Origin of the sequence: Caballeronia fortuita, from assembly GCF_001544835.2 — a bacterium.
GTDB classification, from domain to species: domain Bacteria; phylum Pseudomonadota; class Gammaproteobacteria; order Burkholderiales; family Burkholderiaceae; genus Caballeronia; species Caballeronia fortuita.
Window position 1 is genome coordinate 81,468 of sequence record NZ_FCNX02000023.1, and the last position, 20,913, is coordinate 102,380.

The 20,913-nt window shown below is 60.4% G+C and carries 14 protein-coding genes and 4 tRNA genes; all 18 read right to left on the reverse strand.

Annotated features, from left to right (window positions below):
* Positions 1-42 precede the first annotated feature (42 nt).
* On the reverse strand, positions 43-1,233 hold the full coding sequence (gene tuf, locus AWB77_RS31605; protein ID WP_061138394.1) for an elongation factor Tu: 1,191 nt from the start codon (positions 1,231-1,233) through the stop codon (positions 43-45).
* 66 nt (positions 1,234-1,299) lie between these two features.
* Positions 1,300-3,402 carry an elongation factor G gene (gene fusA / locus AWB77_RS31610; RefSeq protein ID WP_061138395.1) on the reverse strand — a complete coding sequence of 701 codons (2,103 nt, stop codon included), beginning with the start codon at positions 3,400-3,402 and terminating at the stop codon, positions 1,300-1,302.
* 119 nt (positions 3,403-3,521) lie between these two features.
* Positions 3,522-3,992, reverse strand: coding sequence for a 30S ribosomal protein S7 (gene rpsG, locus AWB77_RS31615; protein ID WP_008343817.1), 471 nt, complete (start codon positions 3,990-3,992; stop codon positions 3,522-3,524).
* A gap of 183 nt (positions 3,993-4,175) precedes the next feature.
* The gene (rpsL, locus tag AWB77_RS31620; protein ID WP_006053290.1) at positions 4,176-4,556 is read right to left on the reverse strand and encodes a 30S ribosomal protein S12; all 381 of its coding nucleotides are present in this window, start codon (positions 4,554-4,556) and stop codon (positions 4,176-4,178) included.
* A gap of 218 nt (positions 4,557-4,774) precedes the next feature.
* A complete protein-coding gene (gene recQ / locus AWB77_RS31625) occupies positions 4,775-6,622 on the reverse strand; it encodes a DNA helicase RecQ (RefSeq protein WP_061138396.1) in 1,848 nt (615 codons plus the stop codon).
* Between the two features lie 166 nt (positions 6,623-6,788).
* Entirely contained in the window at positions 6,789-11,033 is a 4,245-nt protein-coding gene (rpoC, locus tag AWB77_RS31630) for a DNA-directed RNA polymerase subunit beta' (RefSeq protein ID WP_061138397.1), read from the reverse strand.
* Between the two features lie 21 nt (positions 11,034-11,054).
* The gene (rpoB, locus tag AWB77_RS31635) at positions 11,055-15,161 is read right to left on the reverse strand and encodes a DNA-directed RNA polymerase subunit beta (RefSeq protein ID WP_061138398.1); all 4,107 of its coding nucleotides are present in this window, start codon (positions 15,159-15,161) and stop codon (positions 11,055-11,057) included.
* A 368-nt stretch (positions 15,162-15,529) separates the two neighbouring features.
* Positions 15,530-15,907, reverse strand: coding sequence for a 50S ribosomal protein L7/L12 (gene rplL, locus AWB77_RS31640; protein ID WP_008343803.1), 378 nt, complete (start codon positions 15,905-15,907; stop codon positions 15,530-15,532).
* A gap of 83 nt (positions 15,908-15,990) precedes the next feature.
* Entirely contained in the window at positions 15,991-16,488 is a 498-nt protein-coding gene (gene rplJ / locus AWB77_RS31645; protein WP_034473109.1) for a 50S ribosomal protein L10, read from the reverse strand.
* Positions 16,489-16,791: 303 nt separating this feature from the next.
* Positions 16,792-17,490, reverse strand: a complete 699-nt coding sequence (gene rplA, locus AWB77_RS31650; RefSeq protein WP_061138399.1) for a 50S ribosomal protein L1 — start codon at positions 17,488-17,490, stop codon at positions 16,792-16,794.
* Positions 17,491-17,922 (reverse strand): 50S ribosomal protein L11, encoded by a 432-nt coding sequence (rplK, locus tag AWB77_RS31655; RefSeq protein ID WP_008343796.1) that lies wholly within the window; start codon positions 17,920-17,922, stop codon positions 17,491-17,493.
* Positions 17,923-18,069: 147 nt separating this feature from the next.
* The gene (gene nusG / locus AWB77_RS31660; RefSeq protein WP_014192489.1) at positions 18,070-18,627 is read right to left on the reverse strand and encodes a transcription termination/antitermination protein NusG; all 558 of its coding nucleotides are present in this window, start codon (positions 18,625-18,627) and stop codon (positions 18,070-18,072) included.
* A 1-nt stretch (position 18,628) separates the two neighbouring features.
* Positions 18,629-19,009 carry a preprotein translocase subunit SecE gene (gene secE / locus AWB77_RS31665; RefSeq protein ID WP_061138400.1) on the reverse strand — a complete coding sequence of 127 codons (381 nt, stop codon included), beginning with the start codon at positions 19,007-19,009 and terminating at the stop codon, positions 18,629-18,631.
* 35 nt (positions 19,010-19,044) lie between these two features.
* Positions 19,045-19,120, reverse strand: a tRNA-Trp gene (locus AWB77_RS31670).
* 66 nt (positions 19,121-19,186) lie between these two features.
* Positions 19,187-20,377, reverse strand: a complete 1,191-nt coding sequence (gene tuf / locus AWB77_RS31675; RefSeq protein ID WP_061138401.1) for an elongation factor Tu — start codon at positions 20,375-20,377, stop codon at positions 19,187-19,189.
* A gap of 62 nt (positions 20,378-20,439) precedes the next feature.
* Positions 20,440-20,514, reverse strand: a tRNA-Thr gene (locus AWB77_RS31680).
* Positions 20,515-20,530: 16 nt separating this feature from the next.
* Positions 20,531-20,604, reverse strand: a tRNA-Gly gene (locus AWB77_RS31685).
* Positions 20,605-20,634: 30 nt separating this feature from the next.
* Positions 20,635-20,720 (reverse strand) — tRNA-Tyr (locus tag AWB77_RS31690).
* Positions 20,721-20,913 lie beyond the last annotated feature (193 nt).

A 20,913-nucleotide genomic window follows, 5' to 3' on the forward strand; every position in this document is an offset into this window, starting at 1 on the left:
GCTACTGCTTTACTTCGAGTTCAATCGAGCAAGCCCGATATCTTACTCGATAATCTTCGCCACGACACCGGCGCCGACGGTACGGCCGCCTTCGCGGATTGCGAAGCGCAGACCTTCTTCCATGGCGATCGGGGCGATCAGCTTGACCGTGATCGACACGTTGTCGCCCGGCATCACCATTTCCTTGTCCTTCGGCAGCTCGATCGAGCCCGTCACGTCCGTTGTACGGAAGTAGAACTGCGGACGGTAGTTGTTGAAGAACGGCGTGTGACGGCCGCCTTCGTCCTTGCTCAGCACGTACACTTCAGCCGTGAAGTGCGTGTGCGGCGTGATCGAACCCGGCTTGGCCAGAACCTGGCCGCGCTCCACGTCTTCACGCTTCGTGCCGCGCAGCAGGATACCGACGTTGTCGCCTGCCTGACCTTGGTCGAGCAGCTTGCGGAACATTTCCACGCCCGTGCAGGTCGTCTTCACCGTCGGCTTGATACCGACAATTTCGATTTCCTCGCCGACCTTCACCACGCCGCGCTCGACGCGGCCCGTCACCACCGTGCCGCGGCCCGAGATCGAGAACACGTCTTCCACCGGCATCAGGAACGAACCGTCCACAGCGCGCTCCGGCGTCGGGATGTACGTGTCCAGCGCATCGGCCAGGTTCATGATCGCCACTTCGCCCAGCTCGCCCGTGTCGCCTTCCAGCGCCAGCTTTGCCGAACCCTTGATGATCGGGGTGTCGTCGCCCGGGAAGTCGTACTTCGAGAGAAGCTCGCGCACTTCCATTTCGACGAGCTCGAGCAGCTCGGCGTCGTCCACCATGTCGCACTTGTTCAGGAACACGATGATGTACGGCACGCCAACCTGACGGGCCAGCAGGATGTGCTCACGCGTTTGCGGCATCGGGCCGTCAGCGGCCGAGCACACCAGGATCGCGCCGTCCATCTGCGCGGCGCCCGTGATCATGTTCTTCACATAGTCAGCGTGGCCCGGGCAGTCGACGTGTGCGTAGTGGCGGTTAGCCGTTTCGTACTCGACGTGCGCGGTGTTGATCGTGATACCACGTGCCTTTTCTTCCGGCGCCGCGTCGATCTGGTCGTACGCCTTGGCTTCGCCGCCGAACTTCTTGGTCAGCACCGTCGTGATCGCTGCCGTCAGCGTGGTCTTGCCGTGGTCAACGTGACCGATCGTGCCCACGTTCACGTGCGGCTTGGTCCGCTCGAATTTACCTTTTGCCATGATTACCTTCGTTCAAAGTTTGGTTATCGGTTAAAGCTTGTGGCTTGCGCCGAATTACTTGCGGGCTTACTTGCCCTTGGCGTTGATGATCGCGTCGGCGACGTTACGCGGAGCTTCAGCATAGTGCTTGAATTCCATCGTGTACGTAGCGCGGCCTTGCGTCAGCGAGCGCAGCGACGTCGAATAGCCGAACATTTCCGACAGCGGCACTTCGGCGCGGACGATCTTGCCGCCGCCAACCATGTCTTCCATGCCCTGGACGATACCGCGACGGCCTGACAGGTCGCCCATCACGTTGCCCATGTAGTCTTCAGGCGTTTCGACTTCCACGGCCATCATCGGTTCGAGGATGACCGGGCTTGCCTTGCGCATTGCTTCCTTGAAGGCCATCGAGCCGGCCATACGGAACGCGTTTTCGTTCGAGTCGACGTCGTGGTACGAACCGAACGTCAGGTGAACCTTCACGTCCACGACCGGGAAGCCAGCCAGCACGCCTGACTTCAGCGTTTCCTGGATACCCTTGTCCACGGCCGGGATGTATTCGCGCGGAATTACGCCGCCCTTGATCTCGTCCAGGAACTCGTAGCCCTTGCCCTGCTCGTTCGGTTCGAGCGTGATGACCGCGTGACCGTACTGGCCGCGACCACCCGACTGCTTGACGAACTTGCCGTCGACATCTGCCGCCGTCGTGCGGATCGTTTCGCGGTATGCAACCTGCGGCTTGCCGACGGTCGCTTCCACGTTGAATTCGCGCTTCATGCGGTCGACCAGAATTTCGAGGTGGAGTTCGCCCATGCCCGAAATGATCGTCTGGCCCGATTCTTCGTCCGTCTGGACGCGGAACGACGGATCTTCCTGCGCGAGACGGTTCAGCGCCAGGCCCATCTTTTCCTGGTCAGCCTTCGTCTTCGGCTCGACTGCCTGCGAAATCACCGGCTCCGGGAAAATCATGCGTTCGAGAACGATCGGGTGCTGCGGATCGCACAGCGTGTCGCCCGTGGTTGCTTCCTTCAGGCCGACGGCTGCGGCGATGTCGCCCGCGCGCACTTCCTTGATTTCCTCGCGCTGGTTCGCGTGCATCTGCAGAATACGGCCCAGACGTTCCTTCTTGTCCTTGGTCGCGTTCAGCACGGTGTCACCCGAATTCACGACGCCCGAGTACACGCGGAAGAAGATCAGCTGACCGACGAACGGGTCCGTCATGATCTTGAACGCCAGCGACGAGAACTTCTCGTCGTCGGCTGCGCGACGCTCGGCCTTCTCACCGCTCTCGAGTTCGCCCGTAACCGGGGGAATGTCGACCGGCGACGGCAGGAAGTCGATCACGGCGTCGAGCATGCGCTGCACGCCCTTGTTCTTGAACGCAGTGCCGCATAGCATCGGCTGGATTTCGCACGCGATGGTCCGGTCGCGGATCGCCTTGACGATTTCCGCTTCGCTCAGCTCTTCGCCGCCGAGGTACTTTTCCATCAGCTCTTCGCTGGCTTCCGCAGCCGATTCGATCATCTTCTCGCGCCACTCGTTGCACGTGTCGACGAGTTCAGCGGGGATATCGACGTAGTCGAACTTCGTGCCTTGGGACGCTTCGTCCCAAATGATCGCCTTCATCTTCAGCAGGTCGACGACGCCCTTGAAGTTTTCTTCCGCGCCGATCGGCACCACGACCGGAACCGGGTTCGCCTTCAGGCGGGTCTTCAGCTGGTCGTAGACCTTGAAGAAGTTTGCGCCGGTACGGTCCATCTTGTTGACGAACGCGAGACGGGGAACCTTGTACTTGTTCGCCTGACGCCACACGGTTTCCGACTGCGGCTGCACACCGCCCACCGCGCAGTAGACCATGCACGCGCCGTCGAGAACGCGCATCGAGCGCTCCACTTCGATCGTGAAGTCGACGTGTCCCGGGGTGTCGATGATGTTGATGCGGTGCTCGGGATAGTTGCCGCCCATGCCCTTCCAGAAGGCCGTCGTAGCAGCCGACGTGATGGTGATGCCGCGCTCCTGCTCCTGCTCCATCCAGTCCATCGTTGCTGCGCCGTCGTGAACTTCACCGATCTTGTGGTTCACGCCCGTGTAGAACAGGATGCGCTCGGTCGTCGTCGTCTTGCCGGCGTCGATGTGAGCGCTAATACCGATATTGCGGTAGCGCTCGATAGGTGTCTTGCGAGCCACTTTGGATCCTTTTTCGGTCGACGCGCCGGCGGATTGCCGGCGGCGTCTTAACACAAACGGGCGAGGCGCCAAAACTAGCGCACCCGCCCTGATTTTCCGTTTGCCCGGTGAGCGGGAGCTTAGAAACGGAAGTGCGAGAATGCCTTGTTGGCTTCTGCCATGCGGTGAACTTCGTCGCGCTTCTTCATCGCGCCACCACGGCCTTCCGCCGCTTCCTGCAGTTCACCTGCGAGACGCAGGGCCATCGACTTTTCGCTGCGCTTCTTCGCGGCTTCACGCAACCAACGCATCGCCAATGCCATACGACGCGAGGGACGCACTTCGACCGGAACTTGATAGTTGGCACCACCAACGCGACGGCTCTTCACTTCGACCACCGGCTTCACGTTGTTGAGCGCAACCGTGAACACTTCCAGCGGGTCCTTGCCACCCTTGGTCTGGATCTGCTCAAAAGCGCCGTACACGATACGCTCGGCAACCGACTTCTTGCCGGAGAGCATCAGCACGTTCATGAACTTGGCTACATCTACGTTACCGAACTTCGGATCCGGCAACACTTCCCGCTTGGGGACTTCGCGACGACGCGGCATGATTCTTCCTTTACCTTTTCAGTTGGAGCGACTTTCCCGCTCCGCGGTCACCAACTAACCCGATCCATCTATTCGACTAACCAGCTTGGCCGGGTGACCACTTACTCGACAGCACCGGCTATTCCGGCACCACCGCCTAAAACCGCCTTGCGGCGACCTGATTTCTTGCAGCAGACCGGCGTTTTACTTGCCAGCCTTAGCGCGCTTCGCACCGTACTTCGAACGAGCTTGCTTACGGTCCTTGACGCCCTGGGTATCCAGCGAGCCGCGAACCATGTGGTAACGCACACCCGGCAAGTCCTTCACACGGCCGCCGCGAATCAGCACGACCGAGTGCTCTTGCAGGTTGTGGCCTTCACCGCCGATGTACGAAATGACTTCGAAGCCGTTGGTCAGGCGAACCTTGGCGACCTTACGGAGTGCCGAGTTCGGCTTCTTCGGCGTCGTCGTGTACACGCGGGTGCACACGCCGCGACGCTGCGGGCAGTCCTGCAGGGCCGGCGACTTGCTCTTCGTCGTTTCCGACGTGCGGCCTTTGCGAACCAGTTGATTGATGGTTGGCATTGTCTAATCCTAAAAATGAACGAAATCCACGCAACATTTACGGGCAAAGCGCAATGAATTGCGTGTTCAACAGTCTCGCCACTGAATTCCACGATTCGCGTCCGACGCTAGGCCAGATCCGAAGAAGAACCAAAAACGAGAACCAAGCATGATATTCCGAAAATCGCAATCGGGTCAATACGTTGCATCGATTTCGACGCAATTTCCAGCGACGATCTTCAATCCGAACCGACGACGTCGAGCAGTTCGTCGCCGAAGCGCTCGAGTTTGCGCACGCCGATGCCGGGAATATGACGCAGATCGTCGACTGTGTCAGGGTCGCTCCGCGCGATCTCCGCGAGCGTGGCGTCGTGAAAGATGACATACGCGGGCACGCCGTCGCTCTTCGCGGTTTCCGCGCGCCAGGCGCGCAAGCGTTCCCAGCGTGCTTTCTCGCGCGGCGACATGCCGGCGGTAGGATCGGCGCGCTCGCCCGTGCGGCTGGAGGACTGTCGCGCGCGCGTCGGCTTCACGTACTTGCGCAACGTGACGTGCTCTTCGCCCTTGAGCACGGGCTTGCTGGCGTCGGTCAGAACCAGTGCGCCGAAGCCGTCGTGATCGACAGCCAGATAGCCGAACGCGACCAGTTGACGGAACACTGCCCGCCATTCCGCCTCGGAAAGCGCGGCGCCGACGCCGAACGTCGAGATCTTCTCGTGTCCGCGTTGCAAAACCTTTTCGCTGCGCGTGCCACGCAAAATGTCGATCAGATGCCCGGCCCCGAAGTGAAATCCGCTCGCCCTCTGCGCCCGATACACACACGACAGCGCCATCTGCGCCTCGCGCATGGCGTCGAACGAGGCGGGCGGTTCGATGCACGTATCGCAGTTGCCGCACGGCGTGCTCGTCTCGCCGAAGTACGCGAGCAGACGCACGCGGCGGCATGACGCGGCTTCGCAGAGCCCGAGCAGCGCATCGAGCTTGCCGGTCTGCACGCGCTTGTGGGCGTCGTCGGCGTCGGATTCGTCGATCATCTTGCGTTGCTGCACGACGTCGCCCAATCCGTAGGCCATCCACGCGTTCGCGGGCAAGCCGTCACGGCCCGCGCGCCCGGTTTCCTGATAGTAGCCCTCGACGCTCTTCGGCAAATCCAGGTGCGCTACGAAGCGCACGTCCGGCTTGTCGATGCCCATGCCGAATGCGATCGTCGCGCACATGACGATGCCTTCCTCGCGCTGGAACATCTCCTGATGCTTCTGCCGCGTCTCGAACTCCATGCCCGCGTGATAAGGCAGCGCGCGGACGCCCTGCCCTTTCAGCCAGTCCGCCGTTTCCTCGACTTTGCGGCGCGACAGACAGTAGACGACGCCCGCGTCGGTCGTGCCGTCCTTGTTCGTGTGCTCGGCGCGAATGAAGTCGAGCAATTGGGAGCGCGCATTGTCCTTTTCGACGATCCGATAGCGGATGTTCGGCCGGTCAAAGCTGGAAACGAAAATGCGCGCGTCGTCGAGTGCCAGACGATGGACGATCTCATCGCGCGTGATCGCGTCGGCGGTCGCGGTGAGCGCGATACGCGGCACGTCCGGGAACCGCTCGTGCAGCACGGAAAGCTGGATGTACTCCGGGCGAAAATCGTGGCCCCATTGCGAGACGCAATGCGCTTCGTCGATCGCGAAGAGACCGACCGGCGCGCTGTCGAGCAAGTCGAGAAAGCGCGGCGTCATCAGGCGTTCCGGCGCGACGTACAGCAGGTCGATCTCGCCATTGCGCAGCGCACGCTCGGTCGCGGCGGCTTCGGCGCCGGAGAGCGTCGAATTGAGATACGCCGCGCGCACGCCAACTTCGGTCAACGCGGCCACCTGATCCTGCATCAACGCGATGAGTGGCGACACGACGATTCCCGCGCCGAACCCCGACTCGCGCCGCACGAGTGACGGAATCTGATAACACAGCGACTTGCCGCCGCCTGTCGGCATCAGCACGAGCGAATCGCCACCGTTCGCGACGTGCTCGACGATCTCCGCCTGTTGTCCGCGAAACGCGGGATAGCCGAAGATTTCGTTGAGTATTTCGAGCGACCGGGACATGGACAAGAGCGCGCACTGCGACGAGAGAGATAACGAATTCTACCAACGCATCCGCCTGTCAAAACGACGTTAGCCATTCGGACGATGGCGGCAGCGGCACGTGCAGACGAAAAAAAACCGCCCAGCCGAAGCTGAGCGGTTTGCGGGTGCTACGAGCGTAAGACGCTTACTCGTTGGTGTGCGGCTGTTGCTGCTCCGCTGCCGGGGTTTCCGGCGTACCAAAGTCGAAGGCTTCTTCGGCCGCGATCTGGTCGAAACGCTCGCGATCCGACGATTCCTTCGCCTTGCGCGCCTTGTGGAACGCGAGACCCGTACCGGCCGGAATCAGACGGCCGACGATCACGTTTTCCTTCAGGCCACGCAGATCGTCGCGCTTGCCCATGATCGCCGCTTCGGTCAGCACGCGCGTCGTTTCCTGGAACGATGCTGCCGAGATGAACGAGTCGGTCGACAGCGATGCCTTCGTGATACCGAGCAGCACGTTGTCGTACGTCGCCGGACGCTTGTCTTCCGCGATCATCTTGTCGTTCTCGTCGAGCATGTCCGAACGCTCGACTTGTTCGCCAGGGATGAAACGCGTATCGCCGTTGTCGACGATCTGCACGCGGCGCAGCATCTGACGCACAATCACTTCGATGTGCTTGTCGTTGATCTTCACGCCCTGCAGACGGTACACGTCCTGCACTTCGTCCACGATGTAGCGCGACAACGCCTCGATACCCTGCAGGCGCAGGATGTCGTGCGGATCGGCAGGACCGTCGACGATCATTTCGCCCTTGTTGACGACCTGACCATCGTGCACCAGAACCTGCTTTTCCTTCGCGATCAGGAACTCGTGCTGATTGCCTTCGAGGTCCGTGATGACGAGACGCTGCTTGCCCTTCGTGTCCTTACCGAACGACGTCGTGCCCGTGACTTCCGCCAGAATGCCGGCGTCCTTCGGCGAGCGCGCTTCGAACAGTTCGGCCACGCGCGGCAGACCGCCGGTAATGTCGCGCGTCTTCTGCGCTTCAACCGGGATACGCGCCAGCACTTCACCGACCTGCACTTGCTGACCATCCTTCACGGTGATCAGTGCGCCGACCTGGAAGCCGATCTGCACCGAATGCTCGGTGTTCGGGATCTTCACTTCCTCGCCGTTGGCGTCGAGCAGTTTCACCTGCGGACGCACGCTCTTCGAAGCCTGCGAGCCGCGACGCTTCACGTCGATCACGACCAGGGTCGAAAGACCGGTCACGTCGTCGATCTGCTTCGCAACCGTCACGCCTTCCTCGACGTTCTCGAACTTCACCGTACCGCCCCACTCGGTGATGATCGGACGCGTCAGCGGATCCCATTGCGCCAGTTGCGCGCCGGCCTTGATCGCAGCGCCGTCGAGTTGCAGCAGCGTCGCGCCGTACGGGATCTTGTGACGCTCACGCTCGCGACCGAAGTCGTCCGCGATGATCGCCTCGCCCGAACGCGAAATGACGACCTGCTCGCCCTTCGCGTTGGTGACGTAACGCATCGTGGCCGTGAAGCGCAGCGTACCGTTGCTCTTCGCTTCCACCGTCGAAGCCACCGCCGCGCGCGATGCCGCACCACCGATGTGGAACGTACGCATCGTCAGCTGCGTGCCCGGCTCACCGATCGACTGAGCAGCGATCACACCGACTGCCTCACCGACGTTCACGCGCGAACCGCGGCCCAGGTCGCGGCCGTAGCACGCGGCGCAGAGGCCATAACGCGTTTCGCACGTAAGCGGCGTGCGCACGCGCACTTCGTCGATGCCGAGGCGTTCGATCTCTTCGACCGCGTCTTCATCGAGCAGATCGCCCGACGCGTACAGCGTTTCCTGCGTTTCCGGATTGACGACGTCCGCCACCGCGACGCGACCGAGGATACGGTCACGCAGCGCTTCGACAACTTCACCGCCTTCGACCAACGCCTTCATCGCCACGCCGTTCGACGTGCCGCAATCGTCTTCGACGACCACGAGATCCTGCGTCACGTCGACGAGACGACGCGTCAGGTAACCCGAGTTCGCGGTCTTCAGTGCCGTATCAGCCAGACCCTTACGTGCACCGTGGGTCGAGATGAAGTACTGCAACACGTTCAGACCTTCGCGGAAGTTCGCGGTAATCGGCGTCTCGATAATCGAGCCGTCCGGCTTCGCCATCAGGCCGCGCATACCGGCGAGCTGACGAATCTGCACCGCGGAACCGCGCGCGCCCGAGTCGGCCATCATGTAGATGGAGTTGAACGACTCCTGCTTCGTCTCGTTGCCGTCACGATCCGTGACGGGTTCCGTCGCGAGCTGCTCCATCATCGCCTTGCCGACCGCTTCCGACGTCGCCGACCAGATATCGACCACGTTGTTGTAGCGCTCTTGCGCGGTGACGAGACCCGACATGTACTGGCGGTCGTACTCCTTCACCTTCTTCGCGGCGTCGCCGACGATCGTCTCTTTCTGCGGCGGCACGAGCATGTCGTCCACGCAGATCGAGATGCCGGCGCGCGTCGCGAGACGGAAACCCATCTGCATCAACTGGTCGGCGAAGATCACCGTCTCGCGCAGACCGCACTTGCGGAACGCCGTGTTGATCAGGCGCGAGATTTCTTTCTTCTTCAGCGGCTTGTTCAGCACCGTGAAAGGCAGACCCGGCGGCAGAATCTCCGACAGGATCGAACGGCCGACGGTCGTCGCGTACAGCGAGATCTTCGGCACGAACTTCGGCGCGCCTTCGCTCGTGTCTTCGTTCGCCACCATTTCGGTGATACGCACGTTGACGCGCGAAGCCAGTTCGACTTCCTTGTTTTCGTACGCGCGGATCACTTCCGACACGCCCGTGAACGTCATGCCTTCGCCCTTGCCGTTGATCGCTTCACGCGACGCGTAGTAAAGGCCCAGCACGATATCCTGCGACGGCACGATCGACGGATCGCCGTTGGCCGGGAACAAGACGTTGTTCGACGCCAGCATCAGCGTGCGCGCTTCCATCTGCGCTTCGAGCGACAGCGGCACGTGAACGGCCATCTGGTCACCGTCGAAGTCGGCGTTGAACGCCGCGCAGACGAGCGGGTGCAGCTGAATCGCCTTCCCTTCGATCAGCACCGGCTCGAACGCTTGAATGCCGAGACGGTGAAGCGTAGGCGCACGGTTCAGCATGACCGGATGTTCGCGAATGACTTCCTCGAGAATGTCCCACACCACCGGCGTCTGGTTCTCGACTTCCTTCTTCGCGGCCTTGATGGTCGTAGCCACGCCCATCACTTCCAGCTTGTTGAAGATGAAAGGCTTGAACAGTTCGAGCGCCATCAGCTTCGGCAGACCGCACTGATGCAGCTTGAGCGTCGGGCCGACCACGATCACCGAACGGCCCGAGTAGTCGACGCGCTTACCGAGCAGGTTCTGACGGAAGCGGCCGCCCTTACCCTTGATCATGTCGGCGAGCGACTTCAGCGGACGCTTGTTCGCGCCGGTCATCGCCTTGCCGCGACGGCCGTTGTCGAGCAGCGAATCGACGGCTTCCTGCAGCATCCGCTTTTCGTTGCGGACGATGATTTCAGGCGCCTTCAGTTCGAGCAGACGCTTCAACCGGTTGTTACGGTTGATGACGCGGCGATACAGGTCGTTCAGGTCCGACGTCGCGAAACGGCCGCCGTCGAGCGGCACGAGCGGACGCAGTTCCGGCGGCAGCACCGGCAGCACGTCGAGCACCATCCAGTCCGGCTTGATGCCCGAACGCTGGAAAGCCTCGAGCACTTTCAGGCGCTTCGCATACTTCTTGATCTTCGCTTCGGAACCGGTGTTCTTCAGTTCCGTGCGCAGCGTCTCGACCTGTTCGTCGATGTTGATCGCGCGCAGCAGCTCGCGCACGCCTTCCGCGCCCATTTCGGCACGGAATTCGTCACCGTACTCTTCGACCTTGTTGTAGTAATCCTCTTCCGTCATGATCTGCCGCGCTTTCAGCGGCGTCATGCCCGGATCGATCACCACGTATGCTTCGAAGTACAGCACGCGCTCGATGTCGCGCAGCGTCATGTCGAGCACCATGCCCAGACGCGACGGCAGCGACTTCAGGAACCAGATGTGCGCGACCGGCGACGCGAGCTCGATGTGACCCATCCGCTCGCGACGCACCTTCGCCAGCGTCACTTCGACGCCGCACTTTTCGCAGATCACGCCGCGATGCTTCAGGCGCTTGTACTTGCCGCAAAGGCATTCATAGTCCTTGATCGGACCAAAGATCTTCGCGCAGAACAGACCATCCCGCTCCGGCTTGAACGTGCGGTAGTTGATGGTCTCCGGCTTCTTCACTTCGCCAAACGACCAAGAACGAATCTTGTCGGGCGACGCGAGGCCGATCTTGATCGCATCAAAAACTTCTTCTTGTTGGACTTGCTTGAATAGATCGAGCAGAGCTTTCATTGCTTTCTCTCCGTAGTCCGATTAGTTGCGGTCCAGATCGATATCGATACCGAGCGAGCGGATTTCCTTCACCAACACATTGAAGGATTCCGGCATGCCCGCGTCGATCACGTGGTCGCCCTTGACGAGGTTCTCATAAACCTTCGTCCGGCCCGTCACGTCGTCCGACTTGACCGTCAGCATTTCCTGCAGCACATACGACGCGCCGTACGCTTCGAGTGCCCACACTTCCATTTCACCGAAGCGCTGACCACCGAACTGCGCCTTACCACCCAGCGGCTGCTGCGTGACGAGCGAGTACGGACCGGTCGAACGCGCGTGCATCTTGTCGTCGACCAGGTGGTGCAGCTTCAGATAGTGCATGTAGCCGACCGTGACCTTGCGCTCAAACGGCTCGCCGGTGCGACCATCGTGCAGTTGAACCTGATTCTTCGACGAGTTCATGCCGAGGTTCGTGGCGATGTCGTCCGGATACGCCAGATCGAGCGCACGCCCCATTTCCTCTTCGGTTGCGCCATCGAACACCGGCGTTGCGAACGGCACGCCTTCGCGCAGGTTCTTCGCGAGTTCGAAGATTTCGTCATCGGAGAAGCTTTCCAGCTCTTCCTTGCGGCCCGATTCGTTGTAGATCTTCGTCAGGAACTGGCGCAGTTCCTCGATCTTCGTCTGACGCGCCAGCATTTCGCCGATACGCCAGCCGAGACCCTTCGCGGCCCAGCCCAGGTGCACTTCGAGAATCTGACCCACGTTCATCCGCGACGGCACGCCGAGCGGATTCAGCACGACGTCGGCCGGACGGCCATCGGCCATGTACGGCATGTCTTCGATCGGCACGATCTTCGACACAACACCCTTGTTACCGTGACGACCCGCCATCTTGTCGCCGGGCTGCAGACGACGCTTGACCGCGAGGTACACCTTGACCATCTTCAGCACGCCCGGCGGCAGTTCGTCGCCTTGCGTGAGCTTCTTGCGCTTCTCTTCGAACGCGAGATCGAACTGGTGACGCTTCTGCTCGATCGAATCCTTGATCGCTTCCAGCTGAGCCGCTGCTTCTTCGTCGGCGAGGCGGATGTCGAACCAGTGATAGTGGTCGAGATCTTCGAGGTACGCGAGGTCGATCTTCGTGCCCTTCGCGAGCTTCTTCGGACCGCCGTTCGCAACCTTGCCGTTCAGCATGCGCGCGAGACGCTGGAACGCGTCGCCTTCCACGATGCGCAGCTGGTCGTTCAAATCGAGGCGATAGCGCTTCAGTTCGTCGTCGATGATCTGTTGCGCGCGCTTGTCACGCGTGATGCCTTCGCGCGTGAACACTTGCACGTCGATCACCGTGCCGCTCATGCCCGACGGCACGCGCAGCGACGTGTCCTTCACGTCCGATGCCTTCTCGCCGAAAATCGCGCGCAGCAGCTTTTCTTCCGGCGTCAGCTGGGTTTCGCCCTTCGGCGTGACCTTGCCGACGAGCACGTCGCCCGCTTCGACTTCCGCGCCGATGTACACGATGCCCGACTCGTCGAGACGGCCAAGCTGCACTTCCGCGAGATTCGAAATGTCGCGCGTGATTTCTTCCGGTCCGAGCTTCGTGTCGCGAGCAACGACGTTCAGTTCTTCGATGTGGATCGACGTATAGCGATCGTCAGCGACGACCTTCTCCGAGATCAAAATCGAGTCTTCGAAGTTGTAGCCGTTCCACGGCATGAACGCGACCAGCATGTTCTGGCCAAGCGCGAGCTCGCCCAGATCGGTCGACGCGCCGTCAGCCAGCACGTCGCCGCGCGCAACCTTGTCGCCGACCTTCGCGATCGGACGCTGGTTGATGTTCGTGTTCTGGTTCGAACGCGTGTACTTGATGAGGTTGTAGATGTCCACGCCGACATCGCCGGCGACGGCTTCATCGTCGTTCACGCGAATCACGATACGGCCCGCGTCGACGTAATCCACCACGCCACCGCGCAGCGCCTGAACCGTCGTACCCGAGTCGACCGCCACCGTGCGCTCGATGCCCGTACCGACGACCGGCTTTTCCGGACGCAGGCAAGGCACGGCCTGACGCTGCATGTTCGAACCCATCAACGCGCGGTTCGCGTCGTCGTGCTCGAGGAACGGGATCAGCGATGCAGCCACCGACACGATCTGCGACGGCGCCACGTCCATGTACTGGATGCGGTCCGGCGTGACCATCAGCGTTTCGCCCGCTTCACGCGAGGAGACGAGTTCGTCGGTCAGGGTGCCGTCTTCGCTGACGGCGGCATTCGCCTGCGCGATCACGTAGCGGCCTTCTTCGATCGCCGACAGATAGTCGATCTGATCCGTCACCTTGCTGTCCACGACCTTGCGGTACGGCGTTTCGAGGAAGCCGTATTCGTTCAGATGCGCGTACAGAGCGAGCGAGTTGATCAGGCCGATGTTCGGACCTTCCGGCGTTTCGATCGGGCACACGCGGCCATAGTGCGTCGGATGCACGTCGCGAACTTCGAAGCCCGCGCGCTCGCGCGTCAGACCGCCCGGTCCCAGTGCGGACACGCGACGCTTGTGCGTGATTTCCGACAGCGGGTTGGTCTGGTCCATGAACTGCGAGAGCTGCGACGAACCGAAGAACTCGCGAATCGCCGACGAAATCGGCTTCGAGTTGATCAGGTCGTGCGGCATCAGGTTTTCGCTTTCGGCCTGGCCGAGGCGTTCCTTCACGGCACGTTCGACACGCACGAGACCCGCGCGGAACTGGTTCTCCGCGAGTTCGCCGACGCAACGCACGCGACGATTTCCGAGGTGGTCGATGTCGTCCACTTCGCCCTTGCCGTTACGCAGCTCGACGAGGATCTTGATCGTTGCGAGGATGTCGTCGTCCTGCAGCGTCATCGGTCCGATGATTTCGTCACGGCCGACGCGGCGATTGAACTTCATGCGGCCGACCTTCGACAGGTCGTACGCATCTTCGCTGTAAAACAGACGGTTGAACAGCGCCTCGACCGCTTCTTCGGTCGGCGGCTCGCCCGGACGCATCATGCGGTAGATCGCGATGCGCGCGGCCATCTTGTCGGCGGTTTCGTCGATACGCAGCGTCGACGAGATGTACGGGCCCTGATCCAGATCGTTCGTATAGAGCGTCTGGATATCTTTGACCTTCGCTTCGCGCAGCTTTTCGAGAACCGTTTCCGTGATTTCTTCGTTGGCGTTCGCGATCACTTCGCCCGTTTCCGGATCGATCACGTTCTTCGCCAGCACGCGGCCGAGCAAGTACTCCTCGGGCACCGAGATAAACTTCGTCTTGGCGTTTTCGAGGTCGCGAATGTGCTTCGCGTTGATGCGCTTGTCCTTCGTGACGATGACGTTGCCGTCGCGATCCTGGATGTCGAAGCGCGCGACTTCACCGCGCAGACGCTCCGGAACGAATTCCATCTGCGCGCCTTCGCTCATCAGACCGAAGTTGTCGAACACGAAGAAGTTCGCGAGGATCTGCTCCGGCGTCATGCCGATGGCCTTCAGCAGAATCGTGACCGGCATCTTGCGGCGACGGTCGACGCGGAAGTACAGCACGTCTTTCGGATCGAATTCGAAATCGAGCCACGAGCCGCGGTAAGGAATGATACGAGCCGAGAACAGCAGCTTGCCGGAGCTATGCGTCTTGCCCTTGTCGTGCTCGAAGAACACGCCAGGCGAACGGTGGAGCTGCGACACGATCACGCGCTCGGTACCGTTGATGACGAACGAACCCGTCGGCGTCATGAGCGGAATTTCGCCCATGTACACTTCCTGTTCTTTCACTTCCTTGACGACCGGCTTGCTCGGCGATTCCTTGTCGAGCAGAACCAGGCGCACTTTCGCGCGCAGTGCCGAGCAGTACGTGAGGCCGCGCTGCTGGCATTCCTTGATGTTGAAAGCGGGCGACGACAGCATGTAGCTGACGAACTCGAGCCGCGCGAAGCCGTTGTGCGAGACGATCGGGAAAACGGAGCTGAACGCAGCCTGCAAGCCTTCCGACTTGCGCTGCGACGACGACGTGTCTGCTTGCAGAAACGTCTGGAATGATTCAAGCTGGGTCGCCAGCAAAAAGGGAACTTGGTGAACGATGGGGCGCTTCGCGAAACTCTTGCGAATACGCTTCTTCTCGGTGAAGGAATATTGCATACGATCTCCGAATCACGGCGGGCGTTACCGAGGCGGGATACCTCGATGTCACAGCCCGGTGTTCACCGACTGAGACCCGCGCGAATGTCCGGGGAGGACGCGCGAATCTAGAAGCTTGGTGGTTGGCCGCTACCAACCGCTGGCTGACGGCAGCGGATGCCTGTGTTTCCCGCTACCCGACCAAACTTGCCTTCTGCAGTCGCTTCAGAAGACAAAGAAAACAATCGGAATAATTTGCGGATCCGAGCGTTTTCTTTGGCTTCTATGGGGACATTTATGCTTGCTGGCAAGCATGAAAACTGCGTCCCCACAAAGCACAAAAAGGCCGGCGGTGAAAAACCGCCAGCCTTCGCGTAGCGCAATGAAACTTACTTGATTTCAGCCTTCGCGCCAGCGTCTTCCAGCTTCTTCTTGGCTTCTTCAGCAGCAGCCTTGGGCACGGCTTCCTTGATGGGCTTCGGCGCGCCGTCGACCAGGTCCTTCGCTTCCTTCAGGCCAAGACCCGTCAGTTCACGAACAGCCTTAATCACGGAAACCTTGTTCGCGCCTGCTTCGAGCAGGTTCACGGTGAACTCGGTCTGCTCTTCAGCAGCAGCAGCGGCGCCACCAGCACCCGCCGGGCCAGCGACTGCAACAGCAGCAGCCGACACGCCAAACTTCTCTTCGAACGCCTTGACCAGCTCGTTCAGTTCCAGAACGGACATCGAGCCAACGGCTTCGAGGATGTCTTCTTTTGCGATTGCCATTTGAAATACTCCTAATTTGAATTCGGATCGAGCTAGCGATCTAGCTTTGCCCAACTTAAGCGGCTAGCGCCCAAGCGCGAACGTTATGCAGCTTCGCCTTGTTTCTTTTCAGCCAGCGCGGCCAGAGCACGCGCAAAGCCGGAAACAGGTGCTTGCATGACGAACAGCAGCTTGGAGAGCAGTTCTTCGCGGCTCGGGATGTTGGCCAGCGCTTGCACGCCTGCCTTGTCCATCACGTTGCCTTCGTAGGAACCAGCCTTGATGATCAACTTGTCATTGCTCTTGCCGAAGTCGTTGACGACCTTGGCAGCGGCAATGGCATCTTCCGAGATGCCGTAGATCAAAGGACCGGTCATCTGCTCGGCCAGCGGAGCGAACGGCGTACCTTCGACGGCGCGACGCGCCAGCGTGTTCTTCAACACGCGCAGATACACTTGTTGCTCACGCGCTTTCGCGCGCAGCTTGGTCAGATCGCCAACCGTGATCCCACGATACTCAGCGAGCACCATCGTCTGAGCCTTCGCGACTTGCGCGGCGACTTCAGCGACGACTGCCTGCTTATCTTCTTTGTTCAGTGGCACGGTTAAACCTCCAGATTCGATGCACTCGGGCGAACTACCCTCATGCACCACGTTCGACAACGGCGTCCGACTGTTAGGAGTATTTCGATCGGTTGGTGAGACATCTCACGACGCTCGAGAACCGATTTCCACCACTGCAAAACTGTTCCGGGTTCGCCATCTGCGTTGGCTTGAATTAAGGCGATGCCTGCCTGCTGCATCCCCACCAACGGTCTTTGACAACCGGTTGCGCGACTCAAAGCTGCAATCTCGCAACCGCCCAAAGCCCATATGAAGCGCGATCACACGATCGCGCTCGAATTCTTACTGTTGCGCGAGCGTGGACTGATCCACGCGAACGCCGACACCCATCGTGCTCGACACAGCGATCTTGCGCAGGTACACGCCCTTGCTCGTCGCCGGCTTTGCCTTTTGCAGCGCTTCGATCAGCGCAGCCAGGTTTTGACGCAGCGATGCCGGCTCGAACGATGCGCGACCGATCGTGCCGTGGATGATACCGGCCTTGTCGACGCGGAACTGAACCTGACCCGCCTTCGCATTCTTGACCGCTTGAGCGACGTCGGGCGTGACCGTACCAACCTTCGGGTTCGGCATCAGGCCACGGGGGCCGAGGATCTGACCGAGCGTACCGACGACACGCATCGTGTCGGGCGAAGCGATCACAACGTCGAAATTCAGGTTGCCGGCCTTGACTTGCTCAGCCAGGTCTTCCATACCGACCACGTCCGCACCAGCTGCACGAGCTTGCTCGGCCTTGTCGCCTTGCGCGAACACTGCCACGCGCACCGACTTACCGGTACCGGCCGGCAGCACGACGGAGCCACGAACGACCTGGTCCGACTTCTTCGCATCGATGCCGAGTTGCACGGCAACGTCGATCGACTCGTCGAACTTTGCGCTCGCGCATTCTTTCACGAGAGCCAGTGCGTCGTCGATCGGATACATCTTCTGACGATCGACCTTGCTTGCGAATGCCTGAAGGCGCTTAGAAAGCTTAGCCATTTACACGCCCTCCACAGTGATGCCCATCGAACGCGCGCTGCCAGCGATCGTGCGCACGGCAGCGTCCAGATCAGCTGCCGTAAGATCCGGCATCTTGGTCTTCGCGATTTCTTCCGCTTGAGCGCGGGTGATGTTGCCGACCTTGTCGGTGTGCGGCTTGCTCGAACCCTTCTGCACTGCGGCTGCCTTCTTGATCAGAACGGTAGCCGGCGGCGTCTTCATGATGAACGTGAAGCTCTTGTCCGCGAACGCCGTGATGACGACCGGCACCGGCAGACCCGGCTCCATGCCTTGAGTCTGCGCGTTGAACGCCTTGCAGAACTCCATGATGTTCAGGCCGCGCTGGCCCAGTGCCGGACCGACCGGCGGCGACGGGTTGGCTTTACCTGCAGGAATCTGCAGCTTGATAAAGCCGATGATTTTTTTTGCCATGTTGAAAACCTCTGCTGAACGCGTGAGCGTTCGGTGAGTGATAGCGCGCCTTCGACGTTGCCGGCTACTGACGCTCCTCAACGGCCATTACGCGGACCGTAAGCGCGAATCGCGCGATGGCCCGGGAGCCACGCGCGATGTATTCGATTAAAGCTTTTCGACCTGACCGAACTCGAGTTCGACCGGCGTCGAGCGCCCGAAGATCGTCACGGAGACGCGTACTCGGGACTTTTCGTAGTTCACTTCTTCGACATTGCCGTTGAAGTCGGTGAAAGGGCCTTCCTTCACGCGAACCATCTCGCCAACTTCGAAAAGCGTCTTCGGCCGCGGCTTCTCGACACCTTCCTGCATCTGCGACATGATCTTTTCGACTTCGCGCGGCGAGATCGGGCTCGGGCGATTGCGCGCACCACCGACGAATCCCGTAACCTTGGCCGTGTTCTTGACCAAGTGCCACGTTTCATCCGTCATTTCCATCTCGACCAGGACATAGCCCGGGAAGAAACGACGCTCGGTGACCGACTTGTGACCGCCCTTCACTTCAACCACTTCTTCGGTCGGGACGAGGATCTGACCGAACTGATCTTGCATGCCTGCACGTTCGATGCGCTCTTGAAGCGCACGTTGCACGCTCTTCTCCATGCCGGAGTAGGCGTGCACCACATACCAACGCTTTCCGCTCGGGGATGTCGGAGTATCGCTCATATCATTTCCAACCCAGAATCGCCGAGAAAATCACCCATTCGATCGACTTATCGCTAAGCCAAAGGAAAATGGCCATGATCAGAACAAACGCGAAGACCACCAAGGTCGTTTGCGTGGCCTCTTTGCGCGTTGGCCAGACAACCTTACGAACTTCTTTGTACGAGTCTTTGGCGAAGGCGATGAATCCCTTGCCGGGCGCAGAGAGAAGGCCAACTGCGACACCCGCGATGACACCAACAGCAAGCGCTGCGCCGCGGACGTACCATTCTTGGCCGGAAAGCCAGAAGAATCCAACGAACCCGGCCAAGACCAACAATACGCCCGCCACCAACATGAACTTGTCGCCGGAAGTATTTACAGTTTCGACGGAAGGATTCGCCATAACACCTTAAACAGCGCCACTTGGCGCATGAATTTTGGCAGGGGCAGAGGGAATCGAACCCCCAACCTTCGGTTTTGGAGACCGACGCTCTGCCAGTTGAGCTATACCCCTAAACCATTTGGGGCCGACGGACTGCGCCGACCCCGAAACACTTGCTACCGAGAAGATCTCTGGCTCTTACTCGATAATCTTCGCCACGACACCGGCGCCGACGGTACGGCCGCCTTCGCGGATTGCGAAGCGCAGACCTTCTTCCATGGCGATCGGGGCGATCAGCTTGACCGTGATCGACACGTTGTCGCCCGGCATCACCATTTCCTTGTCCTTCGGCAGCTCGATCGAGCCCGTCACGTCCGTTGTACGGAAGTAGAACTGCGGACGGTAGTTGTTGAAGAACGGCGTGTGACGGCCGCCTTCGTCCTTGCTCAGCACGTACACTTCAGCCGTGAAGTGCGTGTGCGGCGTGATCGAACCCGGCTTGGCCAGAACCTGGCCGCGCTCCACGTCTTCACGCTTCGTGCCGCGCAGCAGGATACCGACGTTGTCGCCTGCCTGACCTTGGTCGAGCAGCTTGCGGAACATTTCCACGCCCGTGCAGGTCGTCTTCACCGTCGGCTTGATACCGACAATTTCGATTTCCTCGCCGACCTTCACCACGCCGCGCTCGACGCGGCCCGTCACCACCGTGCCGCGGCCCGAGATCGAGAACACGTCTTCCACCGGCATCAGGAACGAACCGTCCACAGCGCGCTCCGGCGTCGGGATGTACGTGTCCAGCGCATCGGCCAGGTTCATGATCGCCACTTCGCCCAGCTCGCCCGTGTCGCCTTCCAGCGCCAGCTTTGCCGAACCCTTGATGATCGGGGTGTCGTCGCCCGGGAAGTCGTACTTCGAGAGAAGCTCGCGCACTTCCATTTCGACGAGCTCGAGCAGCTCGGCGTCGTCCACCATGTCGCACTTGTTCAGGAACACGATGATGTACGGCACGCCAACCTGACGGGCCAGCAGGATGTGCTCACGCGTTTGCGGCATCGGGCCGTCAGCGGCCGAGCACACCAGGATCGCGCCGTCCATCTGCGCGGCGCCCGTGATCATGTTCTTCACATAGTCAGCGTGGCCCGGGCAGTCGACGTGTGCGTAGTGGCGGTTTGCCGTTTTGTACTCGACGTGCGCGGTGTTGATCGTGATACCACGTGCCTTTTCTTCCGGCGCCGCGTCGATCTGGTCGTACGCCTTGGCTTCGCCGCCGAACTTCTTGGTCAGCACCGTCGTGATCGCTGCCGTCAGCGTGGTCTTGCCGTGGTCAACGTGACCGATCGTGCCCACGTTCACGTGCGGCTTGGTCCGCTCGAATTTACCTTTGGCCATTTTCGACTCCTAACAGGATTTTCGCACCTTGCGCCGCGCGCAACTTACTGGACTGATACAGCTGGTGCCCATGGGCAGGATCGAACTGCCGACCTCTCCCTTACCAAGGGAGTGCTCTACCACTGAGCCACATGGGCACTACAAAACCGACACTGGAGCGGGTGAAGGGAATCGAACCCTCGTCGTAAGCTTGGAAGGCTTCTGCTCTACCATTGAGCTACACCCGCGAGGGTTGGATTCCCTGACCGCTTATATTCTGGTGGAGGAGGTTGGATTCGAACCAACGTAGGCGTAAGCCAACAGATTTACAGTCTGCCCCCTTTAGCCACTCGGGCACCCCTCCGCAGAGAACTATCGATTATGGGGTAACAACGCGGTGTTGTCAAGCGTTTATTACGACCCGATATAACCGAGGCTTTCACTTATAGTGAAGACGAAACGCAAAAACCCCACCTTTGCGGGGTGGGGTTTTTGTTTGGAGCATGAGGAGCCTGACGATTACCTACTTTCACACGGGAATCCGCACTATCATCGGC

What these genes read in the sequence shown, in the direction of transcription:
- rpsL (WP_006053290.1), bottom strand. Translation starts at nt 4,556, where the DNA reads ATGCCAACCATCAATCAACTGGTTCGCAAAGGCCGCACGTCGGAAACG.
- rplK (WP_008343796.1), bottom strand. Translation starts at nt 17,922, where the DNA reads ATGGCAAAAAAAATCATCGGCTTTATCAAGCTGCAGATTCCTGCAGGT.
- tuf (WP_061138401.1), bottom strand. Translation starts at nt 20,377, where the DNA reads ATGGCCAAAGGTAAATTCGAGCGGACCAAGCCGCACGTGAACGTGGGC.
- secE (WP_061138400.1), bottom strand. Translation starts at nt 19,009, where the DNA reads ATGGCGAATCCTTCCGTCGAAACTGTAAATACTTCCGGCGACAAGTTC.
- nusG (WP_014192489.1), bottom strand. Translation starts at nt 18,627, where the DNA reads ATGAGCGATACTCCGACATCCCCGAGCGGAAAGCGTTGGTATGTGGTG.
- rplA (WP_061138399.1), bottom strand. Translation starts at nt 17,490, where the DNA reads ATGGCTAAGCTTTCTAAGCGCCTTCAGGCATTCGCAAGCAAGGTCGAT.
- rpoC (WP_061138397.1), bottom strand. Translation starts at nt 11,033, where the DNA reads ATGAAAGCTCTGCTCGATCTATTCAAGCAAGTCCAACAAGAAGAAGTT.
- recQ (WP_061138396.1), bottom strand. Translation starts at nt 6,622, where the DNA reads ATGTCCCGGTCGCTCGAAATACTCAACGAAATCTTCGGCTATCCCGCG.
- rpsG (WP_008343817.1), bottom strand. Translation starts at nt 3,992, where the DNA reads ATGCCGCGTCGTCGCGAAGTCCCCAAGCGGGAAGTGTTGCCGGATCCG.
- rpoB (WP_061138398.1), bottom strand. Translation starts at nt 15,161, where the DNA reads ATGCAATATTCCTTCACCGAGAAGAAGCGTATTCGCAAGAGTTTCGCG.
- tuf (WP_061138394.1), bottom strand. Translation starts at nt 1,233, where the DNA reads ATGGCAAAAGGTAAATTCGAGCGGACCAAGCCGCACGTGAACGTGGGC.
- rplL (WP_008343803.1), bottom strand. Translation starts at nt 15,907, where the DNA reads ATGGCAATCGCAAAAGAAGACATCCTCGAAGCCGTTGGCTCGATGTCC.